This is a genomic window from Pseudomonas sp. BCRC 81390 (assembly GCF_030341915.1).
Classification (GTDB): domain Bacteria; phylum Pseudomonadota; class Gammaproteobacteria; order Pseudomonadales; family Pseudomonadaceae; genus Aquipseudomonas.
This window is the reverse complement of the sequence record NZ_JATAAG010000002.1, coordinates 109,964-123,800: the sequence shown is the minus strand read 5'-3', so window position 1 is coordinate 123,800 and position 13,837 is coordinate 109,964. Positions and strand designations below refer to the sequence as shown.

The 13,837-nt window shown below is 56.0% G+C and carries 13 protein-coding genes; 5 read left to right on the top strand and 8 right to left on the bottom strand.

Features of this window, described 5'->3' with window-relative positions; translation table 11 throughout:
- Nucleotides 1-190 precede the first annotated feature (190 nt).
- The 4 genes from QSV36_RS00835 to QSV36_RS00820 are packed head-to-tail and all read left to right on the top strand — an operon-like array spanning nucleotide 191 to nucleotide 4,569.
- The gene (locus QSV36_RS00835) at nucleotides 191-1,201 is read left to right on the top strand and encodes a CBASS cGAMP-activated phospholipase (protein WP_104833680.1); all 1,011 of its coding nucleotides are present in this window, start codon (nucleotides 191-193) and stop codon (nucleotides 1,199-1,201) included.
- Nucleotides 1,195-2,391: a CBASS cGAMP synthase gene (locus QSV36_RS00830; RefSeq protein ID WP_189121466.1), complete on the top strand. Its 1,197-nt coding sequence runs from the start codon at nucleotides 1,195-1,197 to the stop codon at nucleotides 2,389-2,391. Before QSV36_RS00835 ends, QSV36_RS00830 begins: the two co-directional genes overlap by 7 nt.
- Before the next feature lies 1 nt (nucleotide 2,392).
- Nucleotides 2,393-4,111, top strand: a complete 1,719-nt coding sequence (locus QSV36_RS00825) for a ThiF family adenylyltransferase (RefSeq protein WP_104833678.1) — start codon at nucleotides 2,393-2,395, stop codon at nucleotides 4,109-4,111.
- Nucleotides 4,108-4,569, top strand: coding sequence for a Mov34/MPN/PAD-1 family protein (locus tag QSV36_RS00820; protein ID WP_189121467.1), 462 nt, complete (start codon nucleotides 4,108-4,110; stop codon nucleotides 4,567-4,569). The genes QSV36_RS00825 and QSV36_RS00820 overlap by 4 nt, the downstream gene beginning before the upstream one ends.
- Nucleotides 4,570-5,439: 870 nt before the next feature.
- Here QSV36_RS00820 and QSV36_RS00815 read toward each other — a convergent pair.
- The 8 genes from QSV36_RS00815 to QSV36_RS00780 all read right to left on the bottom strand — a co-directional run bounded on the left by QSV36_RS00815 (nucleotide 5,440) and on the right by QSV36_RS00780 (nucleotide 12,720).
- Nucleotides 5,440-6,594 (bottom strand): glutathionylspermidine synthase family protein, encoded by a 1,155-nt coding sequence (locus tag QSV36_RS00815; protein ID WP_289129012.1) that lies wholly within the window; start codon nucleotides 6,592-6,594, stop codon nucleotides 5,440-5,442.
- 9 nt (nucleotides 6,595-6,603) lie between these two features.
- Complete coding sequence (locus QSV36_RS00810) at nucleotides 6,604-7,317, bottom strand: DUF1190 domain-containing protein (protein WP_289129010.1); 714 nt, start codon at nucleotides 7,315-7,317, stop codon at nucleotides 6,604-6,606.
- A 14-nt stretch (nucleotides 7,318-7,331) separates the two neighbouring features.
- Complete coding sequence (locus tag QSV36_RS00805) at nucleotides 7,332-7,760, bottom strand: DUF350 domain-containing protein (protein ID WP_289129009.1); 429 nt, start codon at nucleotides 7,758-7,760, stop codon at nucleotides 7,332-7,334.
- A gap of 10 nt (nucleotides 7,761-7,770) precedes the next feature.
- The gene (locus QSV36_RS00800) at nucleotides 7,771-8,427 is read right to left on the bottom strand and encodes a DUF2491 family protein (protein WP_289129006.1); all 657 of its coding nucleotides are present in this window, start codon (nucleotides 8,425-8,427) and stop codon (nucleotides 7,771-7,773) included.
- The gene (locus QSV36_RS00795; RefSeq protein ID WP_289129003.1) at nucleotides 8,427-9,452 is read right to left on the bottom strand and encodes an ion channel; all 1,026 of its coding nucleotides are present in this window, start codon (nucleotides 9,450-9,452) and stop codon (nucleotides 8,427-8,429) included. The genes QSV36_RS00800 and QSV36_RS00795 overlap by 1 nt, the downstream gene beginning before the upstream one ends.
- 439 nt (nucleotides 9,453-9,891) lie before the next feature.
- A complete protein-coding gene (locus QSV36_RS00790) occupies nucleotides 9,892-10,596 on the bottom strand; it encodes a PspA/IM30 family protein (RefSeq protein ID WP_289129002.1) in 705 nt (234 codons plus the stop codon).
- Between the two features lie 15 nt (nucleotides 10,597-10,611).
- Nucleotides 10,612-11,208: a YjfI family protein gene (locus tag QSV36_RS00785; protein ID WP_353853204.1), complete on the bottom strand. Its 597-nt coding sequence runs from the start codon at nucleotides 11,206-11,208 to the stop codon at nucleotides 10,612-10,614.
- A 219-nt stretch (nucleotides 11,209-11,427) separates the two neighbouring features.
- Entirely contained in the window at nucleotides 11,428-12,720 is a 1,293-nt protein-coding gene (locus tag QSV36_RS00780; RefSeq protein WP_289128998.1) for a sigma-54 interaction domain-containing protein, read from the bottom strand.
- Between the two features lie 222 nt (nucleotides 12,721-12,942).
- Here QSV36_RS00780 and QSV36_RS00775 point away from each other — a divergent pair, with 222 nt between their 5' ends.
- Nucleotides 12,943-13,827: an MBL fold metallo-hydrolase gene (locus tag QSV36_RS00775; protein WP_289128997.1), complete on the top strand. Its 885-nt coding sequence runs from the start codon at nucleotides 12,943-12,945 to the stop codon at nucleotides 13,825-13,827.
- Nucleotides 13,828-13,837: the final 10 nt, after the last annotated feature.

Below are 13,837 nucleotides of genomic sequence, written 5' to 3'. Positions count from 1 at the left end.
ATAGCACGCACGTGAGCAAACGCTCACGAAGCGTAAGGAATATTCACGTTTCATACTGCAAGTAAACGAATGCGTGCTGGTGGAGGCGTAACGTAACAAAGCTACCCCAAGCGCCCCTTTTTTACTAACGGCTCTGCCGCTAACTTATCGGTCAATCGCGCTCACCTTGAAGCGCCGGAGGTTAGTTTCCATGTCAGCAAATCGTTTTCAGGTTTTAGCACTATCAGGCGGGGGGTACAGGGGGCTGTACACTGCCACCATATTGGCAGAAGTAGAACGTGAAATTGGTGGCCCCATCGCCCGCCATTTCGACCTCATTGCCGGGACGTCCATAGGCGGCATCCTGGCGCTCGCCATCGCATCGGAAATTCCTGCTCAAGCAATCGTAGACCTCTTTAAAAAGCATGGAGAGGCTATTTTCAATCCCCGCACGAGCATGCCCATTTTCAAATCCACGTTCAGCAGTGATGAGCTTAAAAAGCAAATATCAGCCCCTGAAATGCTGGGCGAAAAGCTTCTGGGGGACTGCCTTCACCCGGTCGTCATCCCGTCGATCAACTACTCGACTGGTAAACCTGTGCTGTTCAAAACCCCACACCATGAAAGCTTTCGCCGTGACCATCAACACGCGATGGTGGACATTGCACTCGCCACGAGTGCTGCCCCAACCTACTTTCCACGCCACCAGTTTCAACACAACCAATACGTCGATGGCGGATTGTTCGCCAACGCCCCGGGTCTACTCGCGCTCCACGAAGCGGAGACGTTTTTCGACGTGGCCAGCTCGGAGATTCACCTGCTGTCTATTGGGACGATGTCATCCAAGTTCACCGTGAACCCAAAAAACAACCGTGAAGGCGGCGCGATGGACTGGGGTGGAGGTAACCCTCTGAAAGCGGCGCAACGACTGTTCGGCTTGTCAATTTCCGTTCAAGAGTCGCTCTGCGACTTCATGCTGCAGCACAAGCTCGGCTCACGCTACATGCATGTTGACGAAGACCTGACGGACGATCGCTCCAAGGCTGTCGCCCTGGACAAAGCAGACATTCATGCGCAGGAAGTGCTTATAGGCTCTGGCCTTGAGAAAGCGAAGACCTGTCTCGGAAAAGCGGACTTCATGGAGTTCGTTGCGCACAAAGCTCGCCCCGTAAAATTTTACTACGGCAACAACGCGACACGTCAGGAGTCTGAAACATGCTGAACCTCACCAAGCTCTTTTTTTCTTCCGCTGACGACGCCGTTTTCAGCGACAACATCGCGCCCACGGAGGAGCAGCGTGACTTTCTGACTCAATGCCGGACGAAAATCCGGGAGTATTTGAAGCCTGCGATTGCCAACGCAACCGTCGTTGTTTTGGGTATGGAAAAGCGCGTGGAGCCTCGGTTCAGGACGCAAGGGTCTTGGTCATACAAAACCTGCATTCAGCCTGCACAGCCGGAACTGCAGGAAATCGACCTGGACTATGGCGTTTACCTTCCAGTCGATGTTTGGCAGGACAATGGCCCGCCCGCTGCAATGGCCAAAAAGTACTTCGACTTGGTTGAAACGCTCCTTCAGGTGCTTTGCGCTCAGGAAGGTTGGAAGTTGGTAACCGGTACCGCCGCTAAGGACACCTGCATCCGGATCGACGCCTGTTCGTGGGCACACATTGACATCCCCCTGTACGCCGCTCCGATTGATGAGTTCAACAAGGTTATCGAGCGCACGGTGGCACTGAGCACCGAGCGGCGTGCGATGGTTCTCGACGGTGTCAGCTCGAATGAAGCCTTCCTGGAAGTGGCGAAAGCCAAAGCTCAAACTTGGGACGACCTTGACACCATTATGCTGGCTTCCCGGTCTGGCCTGTGGAGGGCTTCCGACCCAGAGGATGTCGCAAAGTGGATCAGAGACCAAGTCGCGCGTTTCGGCGATCTGGGCAATCAATTCCTTCGCGTATGCCGGTATGCCAAGGCGTGGCGGGACTTTCACTGGAAATCTGGTGGGCCGACGTCCATTTCCTTGATGATCGCGATTGCCCAAAACTTCGAAGGTAAGCGAGGCCGTGACGATATCGCATTCGAGAATGCTGCCACCGCGCTGTCCACCGCTCTCAATACCGAGATTCGCGAGCCAGGCATTGATGACGGCGCAGAGGACTTCAATCGCTTGAAACAGGACGAGCGTGAACACGCTTCGAGTAAAGCCGAAAACCTGGCTTTGGCGCTCAAAAGAGCCAGGGGCTGCCAGGAGGATCAAAAGCATCAGGCGTTGCAGATTACCTCGGGTCAGCTTGGAAGCCGAGTCCCTGCGACCACCAGCCTGATCGATGTTGAAAGCGCCACGGAAATTGTGCGTTCAACCGCACCTGCCGTAGTGCCTGCCCCTCGCGTTCCGAACACGTCTGCAGGTTGATATGGACTTTGAAGGCCTTGGCGATGTGCTTCGCTATATGCATGGACTGGGCTTCAAAGCCCGTCCAACCAAAAATGGCATTCGCAGATTTCTGGGAACATTGAAGTCCACTGCCGGGCCCGTCCCAATAGAACTGGCGATTGCCGATTGGGATTTCCTTGTCTACCCGACAATCCGGATTACAGAGAAGCCTCCTTTTCTACCGATCCGAATGGCGCACGGAGTGGTCGGTGGCGACTTTTGCTACCTGGCTGAAGGTTCTGTCGTGCTTGATCGATACAACCCGACAGGTGCCATTGCCTTCTGCTTGCAGCAGGCTACGAGCCTGATCGACCAACTCATCAGCAACCCCACTCAAAGCCAAGCTGACATGCAAGCAGAGTTTCAGTCCTATTGGGCTGGATCGAGTTTGGGAACATTGCTCCCAATTGGGCTTTCCGAATTGTCATCCGAGCTTGACGAAGCCAAGGTGTACAAGCTGTCACCCAAAGGGCCATTTGGCGACATCATCACCACCAGTAAAGAAGCACTGGATCGGGTGGCCCGTTCATGGGGTGCAAGCGTTCAACCGCTTGAAGCACAATCCTGCTGGTTGCTGCGAACAACCGCAGCGCCGGATATGTCATCCGCGCTTCCATGGACGGTAAAGGAAACGTTGGCTTGGCTGAAAACCTGGGACAGATCACTCTATGCTGCGCTGCAAAAAAGGATCAAAGCCGACACGTCGATCTTGGACTTAAGCCGAATTTATATCCTGATTGACTCGCCTGCGGGCTGGATCGGTTTTGGCTTTTCTGTCAACAAGCGCTACCTCACCAAAGCTACCAGCCAAGGGGCTGCCGGCAGTCGTAAATTTGCGGGAAAAGCTTACTTTCAATATCTCCATCGATTCGGCGGATCAGACAAAATATTTCGCCTCCTCACGACAGATCTCAGTGCAGACTTTGTACACACGCGAAACCTATCCGGCTCACTGAAAAACGGGTTGTCCGGCCTTAAAATCGCTCTACTTGGGTGCGGGTCGGTTGGTGGTTATATTGCTCAAGCGTTGACTCGACTGGGCGCAGGCACAGACGGTGGCCTGCTCACCCTGATCGACAATCAGTTTCTGCAGCCTGAGAACATAGGTCGCCACGCCCTTGGGTTTAATGCGTTGCTCAAGCGTAAATCTAACGCGCTTAAGGATGAACTTGATCTGCAGTTCCCCTACAGCAACATCGAGTCGCGACCCATCGCCATAACACCAAAGCTCGATTACTCCAGCTTTGATCTCATCATCAATGCAACAGGCGAGGAGCCCCTTTCAGAAATGTTGAATGCGCTACGCATTCGCAATGAAGGGACTTTCCCCCCTGTCTTGCATGCATGGATAAAGGGCAATGGCGAATGCGTTCAAGCCTTATGGACTGACTCCCTGAAATACGGTTGCTTCCGCTGCTTGCGGCGGTACGAGCCTGGAAGCGAAATGGCGGAACGATTCAAAGTACTCAAGAACGAAGTGGAAAAGGGCTTCCGTGCCTGCCAGCATTTTACGCCATACGCTGTGTCCGCATCGCTGTCCGCTGCCGCACTCGTCGCTGACATGTTGATTGACTGGAAAAAGAACGGCAGCCCAAGTCCGAGGTTTCGAACCAGAGCGGTGGAAAACGCAGATACCTTCAAGATAAAAAATCAAGACATCACACCGTTGAGTGGTTGCCCTGCATGCGGAACGAAATGATTTTCACGGCTCCGGAACTGCAAGGGTTATACGTTCTCGTCGAGTGCAATGTGCTGGACGTCATCTGCGCATACCGCCAGGACAGTCAAAAGAAGCACGAAGCCGGAGGAACGTTGATGGGGTACAGATCGGGCCAACACCTCCATGTCTTGCGCGCGACAGTGCCTATGCCTCGGGACAGACGCTCACGAATCAGTTTTGAACGCCTAGATCCTGGTCATCAGCTTGCCGTAACGAAGGCTTGGGAGGAAAGCCAAGGCCGCATTGATTACCTCGGTGACTGGCATACCCATCCACAGATGAATCCATTGCCTTCTGGAATTGACTACACGGAATGGGCAAAGCTCGCCTCAACCCTGGATAAACCTCTGCTCTTCATGATTGTGGGAGAGCGCTCGAAAATTTTTGCGGCCTATCACGTTGATCAGAAAGCCATACCGCTGACTGGCGGCAAATGAAAGATCTTAAAGTACTCGGCGTGTATGACCTCGAACGTCCGCTATAATGGGTCGAAAGAGGTCATTCACGACCGACCGCTTTCGACCCCAAAGCCCCGGCTGTTGTGAGGAATCCGAGCCTTTCATCGCATGTGATTGAACGAGCTTACCTCCTCGGTTAATGTCGTAGCGGAGGACTGCAACCGCGCATTCGTCGTGACTGGGTACCAGCAAAGGCCCCCCGGCATTTTTGGCAGCAGAGAAAGCTGGTTTCTCTGAAGTAGTGACGACAGGCCTAGCCTGTCGGATTCTGAACCCAAGGTCATTAGACTGGGAGCTAAAGGATCGCTGCGACTACTCCTCGGACATATTGAAAAGGCACCCGTGGGTGCCTTTTTTTGCGCTCGTTGTTGGCGGGGCTGTTAGTACCAAGCTAGGTAGAGTCGACGCTGAGGTTGCAGATGACGATCCGCCGTTTTGGATGCATCAGCTTATTTTGTGAATGCGGTAGGCAATTCTCATTTTTTTTGTGAAATTTCTACTGATGAGTCACAGAAAAGATGCAGCTTTAGCTGAAAACACTGGACCGCAAATGTCAGCTTTTTTGTGAGCCTACATAAAGATGTAGGTTCACAGAATAGTTGCTCGAATAGTTGACCGGCCGGGCTCCAAGCCTGGTCCGCGTCGGCCCCCATCAAGCCCGCCTTCGCGGGCTTTTTTTTGCCTTGGAGTTCTTTCGCAAGGGCCTCCCCTGCTCGATCGAACATGGATGGAACCGGAAATGGGTTGAGGCAGGTTGTAGGCGAGCCGGAAAAGAACACCCGTGGATTACCCAGGGCGTCGCCTTTGCCAACCCTCGTTGGCAAATCGCGACTCCGGGTGCGTTGAGGATCAGTCCAGGATGAGGTGGGGAAGGAAACGGCTACTGTCTTTTGTCACGAGCGAGTTATCTTCGCGGATACCGATTCCTGCGGCGTTGTCGCCAATGACCCAGGATCCGACTAGGGTGTAGCTGTCGCCAAATTTCGGCAGCGGGGCACATTCTTGAAGAATGTATGGAGCATCCGTGTAAGGGCCATCCACTTTCACAAGCTGCTCGTCCGCAGTGCGAAGCTCGATGTTGGCGCCCTCCCTGGAGAAAAATGGTTTTCTGACCCACCCCTTGGGTACCCGTCTGCCAGGTTCACCATCAAAGAAGGTTGGGAGCAGGTTGGGATGTCCTTTGTTGAACTCCCACAGCAGCGGCAGAGCCCCCTTGTTAGAGAGAACTGCCTTCCACATGGGCTCAAAGAATTGGGTATCCGAGCTGGCAACCAACGGCCCGAATTCCTCGTGCATGATGAACTCCCAGGCATGAAGCTTGAACAGGTGAGGAATCCAATTCTCCCGCTGGTCCACGAACCTCTGGTCGTTGTACCCGATGTCCTCGAGGTAGATGTGGTGAGTCTGGATACCCGCCTTCTCAGCGATCATGCGCAGGTAGTCGGTGGTTCCCTTGTCCTCTTCGGATCCTGTGATTGAGGCGAAGTAGAACGGGCGATCGATCTGAAGCTCACAGAACACTTGAGTGAGCTGATCCTCGATACTGTTGAACTGATCGGCATGACTCGGGAGCATACCCATCTGAATGCACTGATCCAGCCAGTCCCATTGTTGGGCTGAGCCTTCATACAAGCTGGTCGGGGTGTCGTAGTTCAGTTCCAGCAACTTGGCCGGGCCCTTGCCGTTGTAAGAGAAGTCCATGCGCCCATATAGGTGCGGATGACCCTCCTTCCAAGATTCGCGGATCGCATCAAAATATGCAGGAGGAATGCTCAGGCTAGACAGCAACTCTTCACTGTCCACGACACGAGATACCAAGTCCATACACATCTGGTGAACCTCGGTAGTCGGGTCCTCAAGGTCCTTTTCGATCTGAGAGAGCGTGAACTGGTAATAGGCGCTTTCGTCCCAATACCGCTCACCATCAATCGTGTGGAACTTGAACCCGAACGATTCTGCCCGAGACTGCCAGTTGGGTCGTTCATTGATCGCGATCCGTTTCATCTTGCTTCCTTAGCCGCCGAAACTGCCGCCCCAACCACTACGGGCCGAAGCTGATTTGCCGAAACCACCGCGGGAGGTGGTACTACTTACGGCGATCGGCTTGGTGTTGATGGATGGTTTGAGTCCGGTTTTGCTGCTGGACACGTAGCTGGCGCCGCGCTTGACCTGGGTCGAATTACCGAAGTTGGTACCAGACTTAATCCGATTTGCAAGGGTCGAGGTCGAATAGCTGTCACGGTCAGAGCGGTACCGGTACACCGGCTCCGAATAGTAGCGCCCGTTATTGCTCGACAGCATGTTGCCGATCAGCATCCCCAAGACAACATCGTTCAACCCGCTGGTACCGGCGCCACCTGAACCTGCACTTGCATGTGCTGCGTTCAGTTGCGCCTCGGACACAATGCCATCGGCAGTCAGCGCAAAGCCGGAAAGCGGTGGAGTGAACTTGCCGTCTGAATTGGCCTTGCAGTAGTTCTCGATGAAATCGGCGTCGCATTCAGCCTGGCTGTTGTATGTCGGCGCAATGCGCCGGTGTTCGGCCATGGCCGCCATGTAGGCGTCAGAGCAGATATCCACCGGGACTTTCTGGTCGACGCACTGTTGGACCGTGTCGAATTTGAAGGTCTTGCTGACCTGATAGTTGGGTTCTTTTGGCTGGCACCCGGTGATAGCCACCGCCACAGCTGCAGAGAGCGACAGCTGTACGCACTTACTTCGCTTCATGGAGTCCGTCCGGCTCAGTTGGTGGAAGGAGTCATGCAGGCTGCGTTCAACAGACCCACACTGATCGCGATGGCGGCCACATAGATGCCTGCCGCAATTTCACCCTTGTGGATACGCTCCGAGAGCCCCTTGAGAATCAAGTGCACAACGTAGAACGCCAATAGCTGAACGAAGCCAGCGATAACAGCCCAGACCAGGAAGTCGAGAAGGCTGACTGAGAAGGAGATCACACTGCTCACCGGGAGGGCGAAGCCGATCACAGCGCCGGCCAGCGCAATCGCGGCGGCAGTGTTCCCCTCTCGGATGAGCTGGAATTCTTTGTGTGGGGTAAGGCGTATGTAGATGAACTGGAACAGCGCCAGCAGGGCTACGGCCCCGATGATGTAGAGGACGAAGCCGATCACGGCCGGCGCATTCAAAGACATTTTCAGTGCTTCAAGCATGGAGTGTTCCTTACGTGCTTTGTAGGTCAGAAGAGAAAAGGTTTACGCCCAGCGATGTTGTAACGCAGACAGCCCCCTGTTCGGACTCCTCAACCGAGAAGAGCAACAGCTCCTTCCGATCAGTGAGGCCGATGTCACGCGAGTACAGCATCGAGCGATGCTGGACTTCGTAGGACTCATTTGGGTTGGTCACTCGCTCGACAAGGTCGACCAGCTCGGTCTGACCTTCGGAGCTGCCCCACTCCCGGTAATACGCATGACCATCGTGCATGTAGACCGGCATTCCGATTTTGCTTGCGGGTCCTGCAATGGCGGCTAACTCACCTTGGCTATGGATGAACCTGCAATCGGTGTAGTTGAACAGCACCAGTGCATCGACTTGTCCATTGCGCTCGCCGGATGTCAGTACCTGGATCCAGAAGTCCTCGTCGTCAAGGTAGATGCGGGTCAGCCAGCTGGATTGACCAAGGTCTATAACACCCTCTGCGAAGGCGTTTTGCGCTGTCGGTAGCATCACCTTGGTGGCGCCCTCAAACAGCAAGCTCAGGCCAGGATCAATTGAGACCATTGCGCCCTGCCCAAGGCCAAGTGGCCCCTTTGGCAAAGGCGCGGTGTTCGTACTTAGCGTTGGCGATTCGAGGCCGAGAAGTCGCTTGAAGAAGCTCATCAGATATCTCCAGCGATGCGTTTGTTGGCGATATAGAAGATCTCTCCTGCACACACCCGGGTGTCGGAGGGAGGATTGATCAGAAGCCTGTCCTCGCCTTCAGCCTTGTAGGCAATGACGGTTGCGTTGTGGCGATCTTTCATAGAAGCGAAAAGCTCGCCAAATGACCGCTGCAGGGCAGGGTTGAGAGTTGCACGATATTGGGTGGCGCCCTTTCCCACAGTGAGCAGTTCGGTGATGAGCTCGGAGGAGCCAGGGTCTTGGGAGGAGCGCACCAGCATCTCGACAGACATACTGGATGTGCATTCCAGACCGGGCGCATAGCTTCGAGCCAAGTCAGCCTTTTGAGTGTCACTGAAGTGGGCCACGACGTGGCCTCGAGGTTGAAGTTGATGCACGGCCAAGACGACGGCCAACGTTTGGTCATCAGTTTCTGTTCGGATCAGTACGCGCTCCGCCGTCGACACTCCGGCACGGGCCAGCAAGCAGGGCGAACTCAGGTTCTCACCACGAACAAAGGAGGCCCTCCCGCCCATTGGATTCTCATCCAGGCCGGTTGCGCAGATGACTATCAGGTGATCGTTGGATACATCGTCCTGACGCAGCAGGTTGATGATCTCTTCACTGCTTTCCCCAAGCCATCCGATCAGGACGGTATGGCCGGACTGTTTTTCGAAACTGCCGTTTCCCTTCACTTGGCGCCTCCAGAGTTCGATTATGGAGTTGGTTGTTTTGCCAATGACGGCCGTCAGAAGTGCGATGCCGCCGACCATCATCCAGATAGCAACAAAGATCCTGCCAGCCGGACCTTGAGGGGAAAGATCCCCGTAGCCCACCGTCATGGCAGTCGTGATGTAGAAGTAGAAGAAGGTCGTCGGGTCGTCGACGAGGTGTTTCTCGCCTGCGTACCACAGGCCAATGTACGCAACGGCGAAGTGGACTAACACTGCCAGCACGAGCGCCATCCACGTGAATCTGACGAGCACGGTAGCTGCAACCTGCCGAAGAAGCAGAAAGATCGACATAGGCCAATATCCGTAATTTGAAATGTGAGTTTCGAGACGCTAAGCCGGAACCTTGCAGATGCGATGAGATTCAGCGAGCTCTATCAGCGCCTCTTTCGGTACGGGTTTTGAGGGCCAATGCTTCTACAGTTGCATGGCGTCCGATGCCATACCCGAGTGTCAACATCGAGAGAACCGCAAAGGGGATGGCGTTAGAAAGCAGATGGCCAAACGAGCCATGCCGGAAGGGAGACAGGAAAACCCCAGCTGCACCTCCAGCGCTTCGCGGCTGTAGGCCAAACGCATCCAGAGGGAATTCGAGAAGAGCGTTACTGAGTTGTAACGCGAGCATAACCACGAGTAGCGCAGCGACGATGCGCAAGGCTTTTCCATTTGCCAAGGACGTTTCCTTCTAGCGAGATTCGCCGGCCGGGATAACCGGCCGGCGACCGACATCTGGTTACTGCTGAGCTGAGCCTTTCAAACGGGCCAGTACAGACTGGGCACTGTTCTCGTCGGCGATGATGTTGGCTTCCCGCAGACGCTTGTCCAGATCACTGCCATCGGCATGAGCTGCAAGCTCTTCATGCGCATTGAGGGTCGCCTCGCGTTCATCTTGGCGCTGCTTGAGACGGTTGAGGGTCATGACTGCGGTTTCCAGCTTGCCATTAGCCTGTCCGCTGGACAGGGTAGCGCTGACCTGGGCCTTCTGTACGGTTTCGCGGGCCTTGGCCATGTCCACCTGCGTACGCAAACCATTGATGCGTGACTGTGCCTTCTCGATGTCGGAACGCATACGGGCGATGCCTCCCTGCAGCTGCTGGTGCGCTTCGCGCTTGAGCTGGAGCTTGCCCTCAATCTCGCCGATCCGGCCAGCGATTTCCAGGGCCAGGTCCTCACGATTCGCAGCCAGAGACTTCCTGGCCTTTTCTTCCAGGTCACCGATCGTGCACTGCAGCTCGGCGACCTCTTTGGATGCCAGCTTCTCCTTACCCATCAGAGTCGCCAGTTCGTTCTGGGCACTGCGGATAGCTGAGTCTGCGTCACGGATCTCTTGATCCAGAATGGTAATGGCCTGCCTGTCGGCGATGGCCTCGCCGATTTCGGTACCCTTACCACGCAGTGCGGTCAGTAGCTTGCGCCAGAGCGATTGGTTGTTATCCATGATTGTCCCTGTCCGTTATTGGCTGAAGAAAGATTCGAAAGCGATGACTGCTCTCTGGACGTTCTCAGCCAGGGTCAGTATTTCGGTGACGACGTTCGTCAGCGAGGAGTCAGCGGTCAAGGCGCCGAACATGTTGTAGGCTGTCTCACCGTTTGGCATGGTTTCGATGCCGATGCTGGACAGCGGGAACATCTCCCGGCTGCGCAGTACCGCGTCATTGAAGGCGCTCACATCAGTGATGTCTTCGGCTTCGATGAGCAACGTGTCGACGATGATCTGTTCACCAGCAACCACGATGAATACAGGCAGACCTCCGAATTCATGCAGGTCGATCTTGATAGCTTGTTCTGCGCCCTCGATGAGTGCCAACGAGGCGCTACCCAGCACGGAGTCGCTCTCATTACTCGCCAAGGCGTTGAGTGCATCGAAAAGGCGCTTGGTGTTCCAGGTGTTTCCTTCCGTCATGAATAACTCCATCTTGAGCTTGCCAGCTATCAGCGGCTGGCGAAGACGCTTTTCCGCTTCTTTCAGCAGCGGCTTGTTCTCAGGCGGAACGTAAGCCTCATGCTGGACGAGACCCGCTGCATCGAGCGCTTCGCGCCGCCTGCACATGTAGTGGGCAGAGGTTCTTTTTGGGCTCCTTGTCGAGCACCGCGCCCTGCTCGGACAAGAGGACATCTAATGCCCAATCAGGGCTTTGCTCTTCTCGCCTGTCTGTTGAACTGGAGGATTCGCTTTCAGGCATAACCCAGCCCATGTGATGCTTACATATACCACTGAATTGAAGTCAATATATCGCCTGTGAGAATACCCTGAAGAGCTCGCCATTGTTCAATTCAGGCCGAGCTCCTTCAAGCGGCGGTACAGCGTGCGCTCGCTCAAGCCCAGGTAACGGGCCAGTTCACTGCGCGACCCCTTGAATTGTTCCAGCGCCTGCGCCAGCTCACCCAGGTGATTGCGTCGGCCGCGGCCCAAGACGGCTGCAGCTGGCCCGATGTCCTCGGGTAGATGCTCCGGCCGGATCAGCCCGTCATCGGCAAACAACCGCGCCCGTTCGAGGATATTGCGCAGCTCACGAATATTGCCCGGGAACGGATGCAGCCGAAGCTGCTGCAGGGCATCGTCGCTCAGCCTGGGGGCCGGCTTGCCTGCCATGCGCTGAAGCAGACTCTGCGCCAGCAGGGGTAGATCTTCCACTCGTTCGCGCAAGGCTGGCAGGCGGATCGGGAAAGCGCTGATACGGTAATACAAGTCTTCACGGAAGCTGCCATCGGCCACCATCTGCCTGAGCGGTTTATGGGTGGCCGACACCAGGCGGAAATCCGAATGCACCGTGCGCAGGCTACCCACCGGGCGGAAACTGCCAGACTCGATCAGGCGCAGGAGCTTCACCTGCATCGCCAGCGGCACGTCGCCAATTTCATCGAGAAACAGCGTTCCGCCATGTGCAGCTTCCGCAAGGCCAATCTTGCGTTGGTTGGCGCCTGTGAAGGCCCCTTTCTCGTAGCCGAACAACTCGCTCTCGAACAATGATTCGGTCAGGCCGGTACAGTCGACCACCACCAATGGCCCTGTGGCCCTGGTGCTGCCCATGTGCACCGCGCGGGCGAACAGTTCCTTGCCGGTACCCGACTCACCTTGCAGCAACACCGGAATTTGCGCCGGCGCCGCACGTTGCAGGCTGGCCAGGGCAGCCTTGAATGCAGGGGCGCGACCCACCAGCCCTTGTTCCTGAGGTTGTGCCGACGCCAGGGTAATGCTGGTCAGGCGTTCGACGAAGGCAACTACCCTGCCCTGTTCATCCAGGATCGGCCGCAACTCCACATCCACATGCTCGGGCCCGCGTGGCGTGTGATGAATGTGCAAGACCCGCTCTGGCACCTTGCTGTGCCACGCCTTGCGCATCGGGCAGTGCTCGCCTGCCTGATCACAAGGTACGGCGTAGTGGTGCGAGACCTTGTGGCATTTCTGGCCCAACGGCGCCTGGTCGTGATTGCCGAACTGGCGGCGATAGGCGGTGTTGGCGGCGAGGATGTTGTAGTCGGTGTCCAGCACGATGGCTGGCAGCGCATCGTGCTCGAGATAGGAAACCAGGGCGAGGATCAGAGGGTGGGCTTGAGGCATGGGGCACCGATAGGTTTACCGGTGCAGGGTAACAAGGACTGCCAAACACTGCCATTGGCTGACAGTCGACTGCCAGCCCGGGCTGCCAACATCGCTGATAGCTGTCAGTAACAAGCCGATTTCTTTGGTCCGCTCGTAGGAAAATGCCTGGCATGCATCTTGATAAAGCTCCTGTCACTGCCTACGCCTGTACAAGGCAGGGCGGAAAATTTGGAGAACGTGATGATCATCGGCAACAACCTGCACGTGGACGCCTTTTATGACCAGGCGACCTCGACCATCAGTTACCTGGTCATGGACCGTGTAACGCGCCAGTGCGCACTGATCGACAGTGTGCTGGATTACGACCCGAAGTCCGGCCGCACCTGCACGGCTTCGGCAGACCGCCTGGTCCAGCGCGTGGCCGAGCTTGAAGCCAACGTGCAATGGATACTGGAAACCCATGTGCACGCCGACCACTTTTCGGCAGCGGCTTACCTGAAGGCGAAACTGGGAGGCCACACCGCCATCGGCGCACACATCACCCAGGTGCAGAAAGTGTTTGGTGCGTTGTTCAACGCCGAGCCTGGCTTCGCTCGCGATGGCAGCCAGTTCGATGTGTTGTTAGAGGACGAAGAAGGGTTTCGTATCGGCAACCTGCATGCCCGTGCCTTGCACACCCCGGGGCACACCCCGGCGTGCATGAGCTTCATGATCGAGGACGCAGGCGAGACCGCCGTGTTTGTCGGCGATACGCTGTTCATGCCCGACTACGGCACCGCGCGTTGTGACTTCCCCGGGGCTGATGCCCGCACCCTGTACCGCTCGATCCGCCGCCTGCTGGCGTTCCCCGACCAGACGCTGCTGTTCATGTGCCATGACTACCTGCCCGGTGGCCGCGACATGCAGTACGTCACCACGGTGGCCGAGCAACGTGCCAGCAATATCCACATTCACCAGGGGATCGACGAGGACAGTTTTGTCGCCATGCGCGAAGCGCGCGACAAGACCCTTGATATGCCTGTGCTGATCCTGCCGTCGGTGCAGGTGAACATGCGCAGCGGCCAGTTTCCCGCGCCGGAAGAGAATGGTGTCAGCTACCTGAAGATTCCGCTGAACAAGCTGTAACCGCCCTGCC

Coding starts and splice junctions, on each gene's coding strand:
- QSV36_RS00815 (WP_289129012.1), bottom strand. CDS start 6,594: ATGAAACGGATCGCGATCAATGAACGACCCAACTGGCAGTCTCGGGCA.
- QSV36_RS00820 (WP_189121467.1), top strand. CDS start 4,108: ATGATTTTCACGGCTCCGGAACTGCAAGGGTTATACGTTCTCGTCGAG.
- QSV36_RS00790 (WP_289129002.1), bottom strand. CDS start 10,596: ATGGATAACAACCAATCGCTCTGGCGCAAGCTACTGACCGCACTGCGT.
- QSV36_RS00785 (WP_353853204.1), bottom strand. CDS start 11,208: ATGTGCAGGCGGCGCGAAGCGCTCGATGCAGCGGGTCTCGTCCAGCAT.
- QSV36_RS00825 (WP_104833678.1), top strand. CDS start 2,393: ATGGACTTTGAAGGCCTTGGCGATGTGCTTCGCTATATGCATGGACTG.
- QSV36_RS00795 (WP_289129003.1), bottom strand. CDS start 9,452: ATGTCGATCTTTCTGCTTCTTCGGCAGGTTGCAGCTACCGTGCTCGTC.
- QSV36_RS00800 (WP_289129006.1), bottom strand. CDS start 8,427: ATGAGCTTCTTCAAGCGACTTCTCGGCCTCGAATCGCCAACGCTAAGT.
- QSV36_RS00835 (WP_104833680.1), top strand. CDS start 191: ATGTCAGCAAATCGTTTTCAGGTTTTAGCACTATCAGGCGGGGGGTAC.
- QSV36_RS00780 (WP_289128998.1), bottom strand. CDS start 12,720: ATGCCTCAAGCCCACCCTCTGATCCTCGCCCTGGTTTCCTATCTCGAG.
- QSV36_RS00805 (WP_289129009.1), bottom strand. CDS start 7,760: ATGCTTGAAGCACTGAAAATGTCTTTGAATGCGCCGGCCGTGATCGGC.
- QSV36_RS00830 (WP_189121466.1), top strand. CDS start 1,195: ATGCTGAACCTCACCAAGCTCTTTTTTTCTTCCGCTGACGACGCCGTT.
- QSV36_RS00810 (WP_289129010.1), bottom strand. CDS start 7,317: ATGAAGCGAAGTAAGTGCGTACAGCTGTCGCTCTCTGCAGCTGTGGCG.
- QSV36_RS00775 (WP_289128997.1), top strand. CDS start 12,943: ATGATCATCGGCAACAACCTGCACGTGGACGCCTTTTATGACCAGGCG.